At 57.6% G+C, this 12,543-nt stretch carries 12 protein-coding genes; all 12 read right to left on the reverse strand.

Going from position 1 to position 12,543, the window contains the following annotated elements:
* Positions 1 to 7: 7 nt before the first annotated feature.
* The 12 genes from lepB to plsX all read right to left on the reverse strand — a co-directional run bounded on the left by lepB (position 8) and on the right by plsX (position 12,532).
* Positions 8 to 985: a signal peptidase I gene (gene lepB, locus CLU84_RS15695; protein WP_099738234.1), complete on the reverse strand. Its 978-nt coding sequence runs from the start codon at positions 983 to 985 to the stop codon at positions 8 to 10.
* A complete protein-coding gene (gene lepA / locus CLU84_RS15700) occupies positions 985 to 2,793 on the reverse strand; it encodes a translation elongation factor 4 (RefSeq protein ID WP_099739056.1) in 1,809 nt (602 codons plus the stop codon). The genes lepB and lepA overlap by 1 nt, the downstream gene beginning before the upstream one ends.
* A gap of 425 nt (positions 2,794 to 3,218) precedes the next feature.
* Positions 3,219 to 4,718, reverse strand: coding sequence for a DegQ family serine endoprotease (locus CLU84_RS15705; protein WP_099738235.1), 1,500 nt, complete (start codon positions 4,716 to 4,718; stop codon positions 3,219 to 3,221).
* Between the two features lie 258 nt (positions 4,719 to 4,976).
* Entirely contained in the window at positions 4,977 to 5,744 is a 768-nt protein-coding gene (locus tag CLU84_RS15710; protein WP_099739058.1) for a sigma-E factor negative regulatory protein, read from the reverse strand.
* Positions 5,745 to 5,771: 27 nt separating this feature from the next.
* Positions 5,772 to 6,401 carry an RNA polymerase sigma factor RpoE gene (gene rpoE, locus CLU84_RS15715; RefSeq protein ID WP_099738236.1) on the reverse strand — a complete coding sequence of 210 codons (630 nt, stop codon included), beginning with the start codon at positions 6,399 to 6,401 and terminating at the stop codon, positions 5,772 to 5,774.
* Positions 6,402 to 6,439: 38 nt separating this feature from the next.
* On the reverse strand, positions 6,440 to 6,931 hold the full coding sequence (locus CLU84_RS15720; protein WP_099738237.1) for a hypothetical protein: 492 nt from the start codon (positions 6,929 to 6,931) through the stop codon (positions 6,440 to 6,442).
* A gap of 150 nt (positions 6,932 to 7,081) precedes the next feature.
* Positions 7,082 to 8,329: a beta-ketoacyl-ACP synthase II gene (gene fabF, locus CLU84_RS15725; RefSeq protein ID WP_099738238.1), complete on the reverse strand. Its 1,248-nt coding sequence runs from the start codon at positions 8,327 to 8,329 to the stop codon at positions 7,082 to 7,084.
* Positions 8,330 to 8,366: 37 nt separating this feature from the next.
* Entirely contained in the window at positions 8,367 to 8,606 is a 240-nt protein-coding gene (gene acpP / locus CLU84_RS15730; RefSeq protein WP_003058049.1) for an acyl carrier protein, read from the reverse strand.
* A gap of 159 nt (positions 8,607 to 8,765) precedes the next feature.
* Positions 8,766 to 9,509: a 3-oxoacyl-ACP reductase FabG gene (fabG, locus tag CLU84_RS15735; RefSeq protein WP_099738239.1), complete on the reverse strand. Its 744-nt coding sequence runs from the start codon at positions 9,507 to 9,509 to the stop codon at positions 8,766 to 8,768.
* On the reverse strand, positions 9,506 to 10,450 hold the full coding sequence (gene fabD, locus CLU84_RS15740) for an ACP S-malonyltransferase (RefSeq protein WP_099738240.1): 945 nt from the start codon (positions 10,448 to 10,450) through the stop codon (positions 9,506 to 9,508). Before fabD ends, fabG begins: the two co-directional genes overlap by 4 nt.
* Positions 10,451 to 10,502: 52 nt before the next feature.
* Positions 10,503 to 11,483: a beta-ketoacyl-ACP synthase III gene (locus CLU84_RS15745; protein WP_099738241.1), complete on the reverse strand. Its 981-nt coding sequence runs from the start codon at positions 11,481 to 11,483 to the stop codon at positions 10,503 to 10,505.
* Between the two features lie 8 nt (positions 11,484 to 11,491).
* Positions 11,492 to 12,532, reverse strand: coding sequence for a phosphate acyltransferase PlsX (gene plsX, locus CLU84_RS15750; RefSeq protein ID WP_099738242.1), 1,041 nt, complete (start codon positions 12,530 to 12,532; stop codon positions 11,492 to 11,494).
* Between the last annotated feature and the right edge of the window lie 11 nt (positions 12,533 to 12,543).

The raw sequence follows: 12,543 nt of genomic DNA on the forward strand, positions 1-12,543 counted from the left end.
CTGGAGCTTAGTGAAAGCGGCCAATACGGCCCAAATCGCCAAAGTTCATCCAGACAAAGAACGCCTTGCCCACGATGTTCTTGTCCGGCACAAAGCCCCAGTAACGAGAATCCAGCGAGTTATCGCGGTTGTCGCCCATCATGAAGTAATGGCCTTCAGGTACTTTGCAGGTCACACCCTCCACGCTGTAGCGGCAGTTTTCCTTAAAGACGAAATCGCTTGTACCTTGAATGAAACCGGGCACATCGTTGTTGACGATGATGTTGTGCGGCTTCTCACCCAGGGTCTCTTCAAACTGCTTGAAGTAACGCATCACATCACGATCCAGAAAATCTGGCAGCTCGCGGGTGGGCAGTTCCTGGCCATTGATGGTCAGGCGCTTGTTGATATAAGCCACCTCATCACCGGGCACGCCCACCACACGCTTGATGTAATCGAGCGTAGGCTGGGGTGGGTAGCGGAACACCATCACATCGCCGCGCTGAGGCTTGTTGCCTTCGGTGATTTTCTTGTTGATAACAGGCAGACGTACACCGTAGGTGAACTTATTCACCAGGATCAAGTCACCCACCATCAACGTCGGGATCATGGAGCCCGAAGGGATCTTGAAGGGCTCGAACAAGAACGAGCGCAGTACGAACACGATGGCAATCACCGGGAACAGGCCTGCCGTCCAGTCCAGCCACCAGGGTTGCATCAAGATGCGGCCCTTGGCCTCTTCCGAGACTTCAATATCCGTCTTGGCGATGCCCATGCGATCGAGCTCGGCACGGCGCTCAATCACAGCCTGCTCCAGCGCAACAGCAGCAGCGCGGCGCTTGGGCCAGAAGTAAAAACGCTCGGCCAGCCAGTACACGCCAGTCACCACCGTTGCCAGAAACAGCAGTAGTGCGAAGTTGCCTTCGATGGAACCCGTGTACCAGGCAGCGATGTAGCCTACAAACGCCGCCAGGATGGCAGCCGTGATCCACTGAATGACTTGCATCAATCCTCCACTTGCAAAATGGCCAAGAAGGCTTCTTGCGGCACTTCGACCGAACCAATTTGCTTCATGCGTTTCTTACCGGCCTTCTGCTTTTCCAGCAGTTTGCGCTTACGCGAGACGTCGCCGCCGTAGCACTTGGCCAGCACGTTCTTGCGCATGGCCTTGACGGTTTCACGCGCAATGATGTTGGCGCCAATGGCAGCCTGAATGGCCACGTCAAACATCTGGCGGCTGATAATTTCACGCATCTTGGCCACCACGGCACGACCACGGAAAGTGGCCTGCGAGCGGTGAACGATGATGGACAGCGCATCTACCTTTTCGCTGTTGAGCAAAATGTCGACCTTGACCACATCAGAGGCACGGTACTCCAGGAACTCATAGTCCATGGAGGCATAACCACGCGAGACCGATTTGAGCTTGTCAAAGAAGTCCAGCACGATTTCACCCAGAGGCATTTCATAGGTCAGCATGACCTGACGGCCGTGATAGGCCATATTCTTCTGGATACCGCGCTTCTGGTTAGCCAGCGTCATTACCGGGCCCACATAATCTTGCGGCATGTACAGATGCACGGTCACGATGGGCTCGCGGATTTCCTCCATACGGCCTTGGTCGGGCATCTTGGATGGGTTCTCCACCTGAATGACTTCACCATCGGCCTTGACCACTTCATACACCACACTGGGGGCGGTGGTGATCAGGTCCTGATCGAACTCGCGCTCTAGACGTTCCTGCACGATTTCCATGTGCAGCAGACCCAGGAAGCCGCAACGGAAGCCAAAGCCCAGCGCCTGCGAGACTTCGGGCTCGTATTGCAGCGCAGCATCATTGAGCTGCAGCTTTTCCAGTGCATCGCGCAACTGGTCGTATTCAGAGGCTTCGGTGGGGTACAGACCCGCGAACACCTGAGGCTTGACTTCCTTGAAGCCAGGCAAGGCCTTCTCGGCTGGACCCAGGTTGTTCGGCAGCTTTTTTTCCAGAGTGACGGTATCGCCCACTTTAGCGGCCTTCAGCTCCTTGATGCCTGCAATGATGTAGCCCACTTCACCAGCCCTGAGCGCATCGCGCGGCTGGGTAGCAGGGGTGAACACACCGATGTTGTTGGCTTCATAGGCTGCGCCTGTAGCCATCATCTTGAAGCGCTCGCCCTTCTTGAGCTGACCATCAACCACGCGCACCAGCATCACAACGCCCACATAGGGGTCAAACCAGCTGTCCACAATCATGGCGCGCAGCGGAGCATCAGGGTTACCCTTGGGGGCAGGCACCTTGGCCACAATGGCTTCCAGAATTTCGTCGATGCCCATGCCGGTCTTTGCCGAGCAAGGAATGGCATCCGTCGCATCAATGCCGATCACGTCTTCGATCTCGGCCTTGGCGTTGTCTGGATCAGCATTGGGCAGATCCATCTTGTTCAACACGGCAAACACTTCCACACCCAGATCAAGTGCGGTGTAGCAGTTGGCCACGGTCTGGGCTTCCACGCCTTGCGAGGCATCGACCACCAGCAGACCGCCTTCGCAGGCGGACAGCGAGCGCGAGACTTCATACGAGAAGTCCACGTGACCGGGGGTGTCGATCAGGTTCAGGTTGTAGACGTTACCGTCCTTGGCCTTGTACTGCAGGGCTGCGGTCTGCGCCTTGATGGTGATGCCGCGCTCTTTCTCGATGTCCATCGAGTCCAGCACCTGGGCTTCCATATCGCGGTCTGCGAGACCGCCGCAGCGCTGGATCAGGCGGTCCGCCAGCGTGGACTTGCCATGGTCAATGTGCGCAATGATGGAGAAATTACGGATGTGATTCATCAACGAGAAAGACAGCTTGAATTGAAAAAAGGTGGTTGGCAGACGCAAGAAAAAAGGGCGCGTCCCTCAGCGGCGCGCCCTTAACCAACAATCTCTGGCAACTGCGATAGTTGGGACTTCATTGTAGGCAAAACTGGCCCCAAACCAAGACCCAGCAAGGCTTGACAATTTCCGGTTCGTGATTTTCGACTTCATTGATCAACTACTTATTCACAAACCCGAAAACGCCGATCACCTTTTAGCAGCCGGAGATTGCAAGGGCTTTTGCACCGCTTGAAAACCGCTTATCAGCGTAGTTTTTTGCGTCCAACCACCATGCATTTGGGATGGATTCTACCCAATGGCATAGGGGCACTTGCAGGTGCAGGTCTTGCGGTCATTCCAGATCATGAAATGGCAGCCAGACCTGCTGCTTTTGGGTGACCTTATTTAGAGGGGCGAATCAGCACGTACTGCGCCCAGTCACCTCGGCGCACCAGCACATTCACGGGCTTGGACTTGTCCGCCTTGGCCCAGGCCGCCTCAAAGCTCTTGAGGTCAGACACTTCGGCATTGGCCAGTTGCAGGATTACATCGCCTTCGCGCAGGCCTGCACGGGCAGCAGCATCGACCGCAGCCGTCACGCGCACACCTCCCTTGACGGAGAGTTCCTTCTTCTGCGCGGCCGTCAGCTCACTCAAGGTCAGGCCCAGAGATTTATTCTCCAGCACGCTTTGGGGAGTCTTGCTGCTGCCGCCGCTGCCAGCCTTGGTCTTGACCGCTTCGTCAGAGGGCACTTCGGCAATCACCATGCTCAACTCCTTGAGCTTGCCACGGCGCAGCACGGTAATCGTGCTCTTGGTGCCGGGCTTGGTATTACCCACCATGCGCGGCAGGTCGGACACCTTTTCGATGGCCTTACCGTCGAACTTGGTAATCACGTCACCGGGCTCGACGCCTGCCTTGGCAGATGGGGAGTCAGGCTCAACCGCCGACACCAGTGCGCCTTCGGGCTTGCCAAGGCCAATGGACTCAGCCACCTCCTTGGTCACAGGGCCAATCTGCACGCCAATACGACCACGTGTCACTTTGCCGGTGGTTCGCAACTGCTCGCTGACACGAATGGCCTCATCCACGGGAATCGCAAAGCTGATGCCCATGAAACCGCCGGAGCGTGAGTAAATCTGGCTATTGATGCCCACCACCTCGCCACGCATATTGATAAGCGGGCCGCCCGAGTTACCGGGATTAATCGCTACGTCAGTCTGGATAAAGGGCAGATAGTCACCCGTATCACGCTGCTTGGCCGAGACAATGCCAGCCGTGACCGAGTTCTCCAGCCCAAAGGGTGAGCCGATGGCCATGACCCATTCACCCACGCGCAGCTTGCTCACGTCGCCAATCTTCACGGCGGGCAGGTTTTTGGCGTCGATCTTGACCACAGCCACATCGGTGCGCTTGTCTGAGCCCACGATTTTTGCCTTGAACTCGCGCTTATCGGTCAGCGTGACGATAACGTCGTCAGCGCCTTCAACCACATGGGCGTTGGTCATCACATAGCCATCGGCCGTGAGCACAAAGCCCGAGCCTACGCCTCGAGGCTGCTCTTCTTCAGACTGTCCGCCCTTGGGAGTGCGCCCACCAGGCACTTTGGGCACAGGCAGGCCAAAGCGGCGGAAAAACTCCAACATGTCTTCATCCATGCCCAGCGCTTCGCCTGCGTTGTTGGAGACTTTCTCAAGGGTACGAATGTTGACGACCGAAGGGCCGACCTGATCGACCAGATCCGTGAAGTCCGGCAGGCCTCGCACCGCTGCAGCGCTTTGCGCATGCACTGCAGTGACGGGCAAAAAGGCCGCGCCTGCAGCAGCGGCCACTGTCAGGGCGCTGGCCAGTGCGGTGGCAGAAACACGGGATTTGAGCGTCATCCATGCTGGTGTGCGCATCGTTGTTATCCTTGTTCAAGTCGTCTGACAAACCGGGCCTGAAACCAAAGACTCAGACCCATGAAAAAAGCCAAAGAGTGCCATTCAAACACTCTTTGTAGCAAAAGCCATCAGCCGCAACAAACGCCTAGCTGCATGAAGGTCGCTATGGAATATTCCATCGTTACAGGCAAGCCGCACAAAATCAATAGCCGCTTACGCATATCCTGCTTGAGCTTGAAGCCAAAAAGGCTTTAAATCAAGCTCACTTATTCCATATCAATGGCGTGTTGCCGTCGCAAAGCTGGCGTTGCGCAAAAAACTGGCCGGCATCTGCAGATTGGGGGCACTACTGTACTGGGGGTGGGCGGCCAGCAGCTCATCCAGCCGCGAATCGCGCAGCATTACGGTCTGGCCATTGGGGCCAGCAACCGCGACTGCTGTTGAGGACTGCGCTTCAGCATCCAGAGCAGTGGCCACGCCCGGCTCTGCCGAAGTGACCGACATCAAGCCATTTGAAGCGACGGGGGCTGTGGAGGCGAGCACCACATTCGGGCTAGCTGCCGCTAGTTGCGCATCGCCTTGACGGCCGCTCAAGCCACCAGAGGCTGCCAGCATCACGCCCCAGCCCACAGCAGCAACCGCAGCGACGGAGGCAAAGCCCGCCGCCATCTTCCAGCGAAATACCGAGGCATTGGCCGCCTGGCGCGCAGGCAGGCTGACCACCTTGGTCTGCGCCTTGCCTTGCTGCTCGGCAGTGGTGACTTGCTCCCGGCCATCAGCGGTCACGCCTGACAGTTGAATGCCCTGAACCACTCTCATCGGCTCGCTCGCCATATGGGCGCGCACGCTGCTCAGAATGTCATGCTGACTGTGGTGGGCCAACTCAGGGGAACGCAGCACATCGCCAATCAGGTGGTACATGCCCCAGGATTGCTGGCCTTCGTCGCTTTCCGCAAAAGAAAGCACAACCTGCATATGGGACGAAGAGGCTTCGCCATCCACCAGGGCCGAGAGCTGCTCGCGCTTGATCAGATCGTCATTCATGAAGTTCACCTGCTCATCTTGCATGTACTACCAACGCTTTCCACCTTGGCGCTCCAGCAGGGGCTTGACCCTTGCCGAAATCGCCTCACGAGCCCGAAAGATGCGCGAGCGCACCGTACCAATGGGGCAGTCCATCGCCTGGGCGATTTCCTCGTAGCTTAGCCCTTCAATCTCGCGCAGCGTAACTGCCTGGCGTAAATCCTCGGGCAAAGCATCCATGGCGGCATTGACGGCTTGTGCAATTTCTTGCGCCGCCAGCACGGTTTCCGGGGTTTCCTGAGTGATTAGTTCCTGTCTGTGAACAGAAGTTTCATCATCGTCACTACCAGTGTGTAACGCGCTCTCGGAGATCACTGGCGAACGGCGCATTTCCATCAAGGACTTCTTGGCGGTATTGACGGCAATGCGGTACAGCCAGGTGTAGAACTGTGCCTCGCCCCGAAACTGGTGCAAGGCCTTGTAGGCACGGATAAAGGTTTCCTGCGCAATATCAGGCACCAGGTCCACATCCCGGACCATACGCCCCACCAGTCGCTCGATGCGGCGCTGATATTTGATGACCAGCAGTTCAAATGCCCTCGTGTCGCCAGCATTGGCTCGTTCAACGAGAGCCAGATCGCTGTCTGCAGAAGGTGTGGGGAAATCGGGAGGTGTCATTAAGTGCCAAGCGGCGTGCTGCCATAACCGGCAAGGGCCTAACCCTGCTCTGCCAGCGGCACGACCGATGAATATACCGCACGCCGCAAGTCTCCCCATTGCACAGGGCTGTGCTGCTGGCTTATAAAAATCCATAGCACCTTGCGCTTGCTGCTCATAGGCTTGAACACCAAAACATCTGAAACGCACATCCACAGCCAGCTGCCGCCATCCAGCCCTATGCGAAGCTGCACGGGCTGTGACTCAGCCACTGGCAGCGTCTCGGACTCGATGGACCACTGCTCGCCATTCCACAGCAGCTTTCCTTGCGGCCAGCGTTGCCACTGGCTGCGCAGCAAGCCTGCGGCCAGCAGCAGTGCAAGCAAAGCCATCAATGCGGTCAACTCCCTACCCCACCCAGCCTGCGGCTGAAAACACCAGACCAGCATGGCCGCCAGCAATGCCAGCCAGACCAGCAGCAACGCCCACCCTGCCCAAGCCGGGCGGGCAAAGTCATAGGCAACGGCAGGGGCGTGGTAACGGGCACTCATACCCAGCAGTGTGCAAAGCCTCTGCAGCTGCCCGGCCTAGGGAAAGCACGACCAAAGCCCCGGGCAGAAACAACAAAGCCCGCAAGGCATGAGCTGTGCGGGCTTGTGCAGTCGAGCAGTCGTCAGAACGACGCCACGATATTGAATCGCTTAGATGCGCTTGAAGACCAGCGTACCGTTGGTGCCACCAAAGCCGAAGTTGTTCTTCACAGCCACTTCCAGCTTGGCATCCCGCGCTGTATTGGCGCAGTAATCCAGGTCGCAATCAGGGTCCTGATTGTCCAGGTTGATGGTCGGCGGGATCTTCTGATCGTACAGAGCCATCACGGTGAACACGCTCTCAATACCACCAGCGCCACCCAGCAGGTGACCTGTCATGGACTTGGTCGAGCTGACCACCAGACCCTTCTTGGCGTACTCGCCCATGGCCGCCTTGATGGCGTTGGACTCATTTGTATCGCCCAGGGGGGTCGATGTGCCGTGCGCATTCAAGTAGTTGACCTGATCCTGGTTCACACCAGCATTGCGCAAAGCGTTGAGCATGGCGCGACGGGGGCCGTCCATGCTGGGAGCTGTCATGTGACCTGCATCGGCACTCATGCCAAAGCCAGACAGCTCCGCGTAAATCTTGGCACCACGGGCCTTGGCATGTTCGTACTCTTCGAGCACCAGCACACCAGCACCTTCGCCGAGAACAAAGCCATCGCGGTCCTTGTCCCAGGGGCGCGAGGCAGCCTTGGGGTCGTCGTTGCGCGTAGAAAGCGCACGCATGGCTGCAAAGCCACCGACGCCCAGAGGCGACACAGTCGCTTCCGTGCCACCAGCCACGACGATGTCAGCATCGCCGTATTCGATCATGCGTCCGCCTTCGCCGATGCAGTGCAGACCTGTTGTGCAGGCTGTCACGATCGACAGATTCGGCCCCTTGAAGCCAAATCGCATGGACACATGCCCTGCCACCATATTAATAATGGAAGCAGGCACGAAGAACGGCGTAACGCGGCGAGGGCCACGCGCAGCCAGTTCTGCGTGAGTGTTCTCGATCAGCGGCAGACCTCCGATACCCGAGCCGATCACGCAAGCAATGCGTGTGGCCAGGTCTTCGGACAGGGCATCGCCCGTAGGCAGGCCCGCGTCTAAAACGGCTTGCTCCGCAGCCGCGATACCGTAATGAATGAAGCTGTCCATGGTGCGCGCATCTTTCGCGCTCATGTACTTCTCCACATCAAATCCCTTGACCTCACCCGCAATCTTGCAGGAGAAGTTCGACGTATCGAACTTGGAAATGAGACCAATACCGGACTGGCCGGCCAACAGATTGGCCCAGGCGTCTCCCACCGTGTTACCCACGGGGGAAATGCAACCCAGACCGGTCACGACAACGCGACGACGGCTCATGCGTTCAAACCTTTAACTGATCGCTGAAAAAAGACCCTTAGGCCTTTTGGTGGGTGTTTGCGTAGTCGATGGCGTTTTGCACCGTCGTGATCTTCTCTGCGTCTTCGTCAGGGATCTCGATGCCGAATTCATCTTCCAGGGCCATCACCAGTTCCACGGTGTCCAGGGAGTCAGCGCCCAGGTCAGCCACGAAGGCCTTTTCGTTGGTTACTTGAGACTCTTCAACGCCGAGTTGTTCAGCAATGATTTTTTTGACACGTGCTTCGATATCGCTCATGGTTTCCCTCAGGGGGTTGTGAATGAACCCGCGATTCTAGCCGTTTCGGGAGAAGCCCCTTGGCGGCAGGCCGTCGCGAGGACACGGCCACTGAACTTGCAAAAGTGTTCAGCTTCTGGCAGCAGGTGTGACAAATGCCACGACTGCTGCCGAAATTTCTTACATGTACATGCCGCCGTTGACGTGCAATTCCTGCCCCGTCACATAGCCTGCACCAGCCGAAGCCAGATAGGCTACGGCATGTGCAATATCGCTAGGCTGACCCAGATCGCCCATGGCAATCTGCGCCTTCAGCGCAGCCTTCTGCGCCTCTGGCAAGTCTGCCGTCATGTCGGTAGCAATAAAGCCTGGAGCCACGCAGTTTGCGGTGATGCCGCGGCTGCCCAGTTCTTTGGCCAGAGCACGCGTCATGCCAGCCACGCCAGCCTTGGCTGCAGCGTAGTTGACCTGACCGGCATTGCCCGATGCACCAACCACACTGGTGATGCTGATAATGCGGCCAAAACGCTGCTTCATCATGGGGCGAATAGCCGCACGGCTGACTCGGAAAACGGCCTTCAGATTGGTGTCAATCACGGCATCCCAGTCGTCATCCTTCATGCGCATGGCCAAGGTGTCGCGGGTAATACCGGCGTTATTGACCAACACATGCAAGCCGCCATCGTTTTTCACGATGGAGTCAATCAGTGCGTCCACAGCAGCGCCGTCGGTCACATTCAGCGTCACGCCACGGCCACCAAAGGCGGACAGAGCTTGCGAAATTTTTTCAGCACCGGCGTCAGAAGTCGCCGTGCCGATCACTTGATAGCCCTTGGAGGCCAGCTCCTGTGCGATGGCTGCGCCGATGCCACGGGTGGCACCGGTCACCAGGGCAACCTGGGGCTTGGTCTGGTTATCGGTCATGCGAGCAATTCTTTCACGTCAGCCAAAGTGGCTGGGTCATACAGTGCGGCACCCGTCAGGTCCGCGTCAATCCGCTTGGTCAGGCCCATCAGCACCTTGCCGGGACCGCATTCGATCAAATGACTCACGCCACGGGCCTTGATGGCCTGCACGCACTCCACCCAGCGCACGGGACCAAAAGCCTGACGATACAGCGCATCGCGAATCGCGTCAGCGTCCGTTTGGACGGTCACATCAATATTGTTGATAACAGGAATCTGGGGGGCAGCAAAGCTCAGATCGGCCAGCGCGGCCTTGAGCTTTTCGGCAGCAGGCTTCATCAGGCTGGAGTGGAAAGGCGCCGACACCGGCAGCGGCAGAGCACGCTTGGCACCAGCCGCCTTCACCGCCTCACAGGCCTTTTCAACGGCCAGCTTGCTGCCAGCAATCACGGTTTGCGATGGGTCGTTGAAATTCACGGCTTCCACCACTTCAGCGCCGCCCAGCTGGGCAGTCACTTCAGCGCAGATCGCTTGCACCTTGACCGCATCCATACCCAGCACAGCAGCCATACCACCCGTGCCGACGGGCACGGCATCTTGCATGGCAGCAGCACGCAGACGCACCAGAGGCGTCGCCTGAGCCAGCGTCAGCACACCAGAAGCGACCAGCGCCGAGTATTCACCTAAAGAGTGACCTGCCACCGCATCAGGCAGCGCACCGCCTTCAGCCTGCCATACACGCCAAGCAGCCACACCAGCCACCAGCATCACAGGCTGGGTATTGGTAGTCAGAGCCAGCGCTTCCTTAGGGCCTTCCTTGATCAGTTGGCCGACATTCTCACCCAGTGCCTCAGAGGCTTCAGCCACGGCTTGTGCGACCACGGGATGATCCGCCCAGCCGTCCAACATGCCAACGGACTGCGAACCCTGACCGGGAAATACAAATGCGAATTTCTTCATATTTCTTAGTATTAAATTTAGCTTAAACGCCTACCTAGCATCCGCCGATGCGCTACATCTTTACGAGCACTGCACCCCAGGTAAAACCACCGCCAACGCCTTCGAGCAAAACGGTCTGGCCTTTTTTGACCTGACCGTTGCGAACGCCATGATCCAGCGCCAGCGGAATGGAGGCAGCCGAGGTGTTGCCATGCTGATCGACAGTGACAACCACCTTATCCATGGAAAGCTTGAGCTTGCGCGCCGTGCTTTGCATGATGCGGATATTGGCCTGATGAGGAATCAGCCAATCTATATCAGCGTCCGTCAGACCCGCCTTCTCCAGCGCAGAGCGAGCAGCCTTATCCAGCACACTCACCGCCAGCTTGAAGACCGCCTGGCCATCCATTTTCAAGACAGGGTCACCCAGCACATTGCCGCCAGACACATGTCCGGGCACGCAAAGAATGCCTACATGACTGCCATCGGCGTGCAGCTCGGCTGCCAGAATGCCGGGCTCATCAGAAGCCTCCAGCACCACGGCACCGGCACCATCACCGAACAGCACACAGGTCGTGCGATCGTTGAAATCCAGAATACGACTGAAGACTTCAGAACCCACCACCAGCACGCGCTTGGCTGCACCCGACTGAATCATGGAATCAGCCACCGTCAGCGCATAGACAAAGCCGCTGCAGACCGCCTGCACATCAAAGGCTGGGCAGCCATTGGTTATGCCCAGCTTGTTTTGCAAGATGGCTGCGGTCGAGGGGAACACCATGTCCGGCGTGGACGTGGCAACAATGATCAGATCAATATCCTGCGCCGTAATGCCTGCCGCTTCGATCGCCTTGCGACTGGCTTCCAGAGCCAAGTCACTGCTGGCCACATCAGGCGCAGCAAAGTGGCGCGCACGGATACCGGTGCGCTCAACGATCCACTCATCCGAGGTTTCAAGACCACGCTGAGCCAGTTCGGCCGCGAGGTCGTTATTAGTCAGGCGACGGGGAGGCAGGTAGCTGCCAGTGCCAGTGATGCGTGCGTAGCGTCTCATGTCTTCTATCAGGGCGTCGAAATTCCAGGTTCCGTATGAGCGGCCAGCAGCAAAGGCGCTGCCGCAGCAATACGGCTACGGACACGGTCAAGCAGGTTGTTTCGTGCTGCATCATACGCGCGCTTCAGAGCGAACTCGAAAGCCATCACATCAGCCGATCCGTGGCTTTTGAAGACCAGACCACGCAAACCCAGCAAGGCAGCACCGTTGTAGCGACGATGATCCACGCGCTTCATCAGTGCAGATAGCACCGGATAAGAGATGACGGCCGCAAATTTCGTAAAAATGTTGCGTTTGAATTCCGCTTTCAAAAGGCCCGAGATCATGGAGGCCACGCCCTCGGTCGTCTTGAGAGAAACGTTACCAACAAAACCGTCGCAGACCACAATATCCACCACACCCTTGAAGGTGTCGTTGCCTTCCACGTTGCCGTAGAAGTTCAAGTTACCAGCCTCGCCCGCTGCCCGCAGCAGCTCGCCGGCGCGCTTGATGACTTCGCTACCCTTGATCAGTTCTTCACCGATATTGAGCAGACCCACGCTAGGCGCTTCCGTATTTTTGAGAGCCGAAACCAGCGCCGAGCCCATGACGGCAAACTGCAGCAAATGCTCTGCCGAGCAATCCACATTGGCGCCCAAGTCCAGCATTGTGGTTTCGCCACCGGTGGAATTAGGCAAGCCAGAGGCAATCGCAGGACGATCAATGCCATCAAGGGTTTTGAGGACATAGCGGGAGATAGCCATCAATGCGCCAGTATTGCCCGCAGAAACAGCCGCCTGAGCCGCGCCTTCCTTGACCTGCTGAACGGTCACGCGCATGGACGAATCTTTTTTCCTGCGCAGAGCCACTTCTACAGGATCATCCATTCGCACTACTTCAGTAGCAGGAACGATGGTGACACGTTCATGCTTGAAATTTTTCAGCTCATCCACCTTACCGACCAACAACAGGTGAGCATCAGGGTGAGTATTCAAAAACTGACGGCACGCAGCCAGCGTGACGCGGGGGCCATGATCGCCCCCCATGCAGTCAACAGCCAAAGTAATCATGGGCGACTGAT

Source organism: Comamonas sp. 26 (genome assembly GCF_002754475.1).
GTDB lineage: Bacteria > Pseudomonadota > Gammaproteobacteria > Burkholderiales > Burkholderiaceae_C > Comamonas.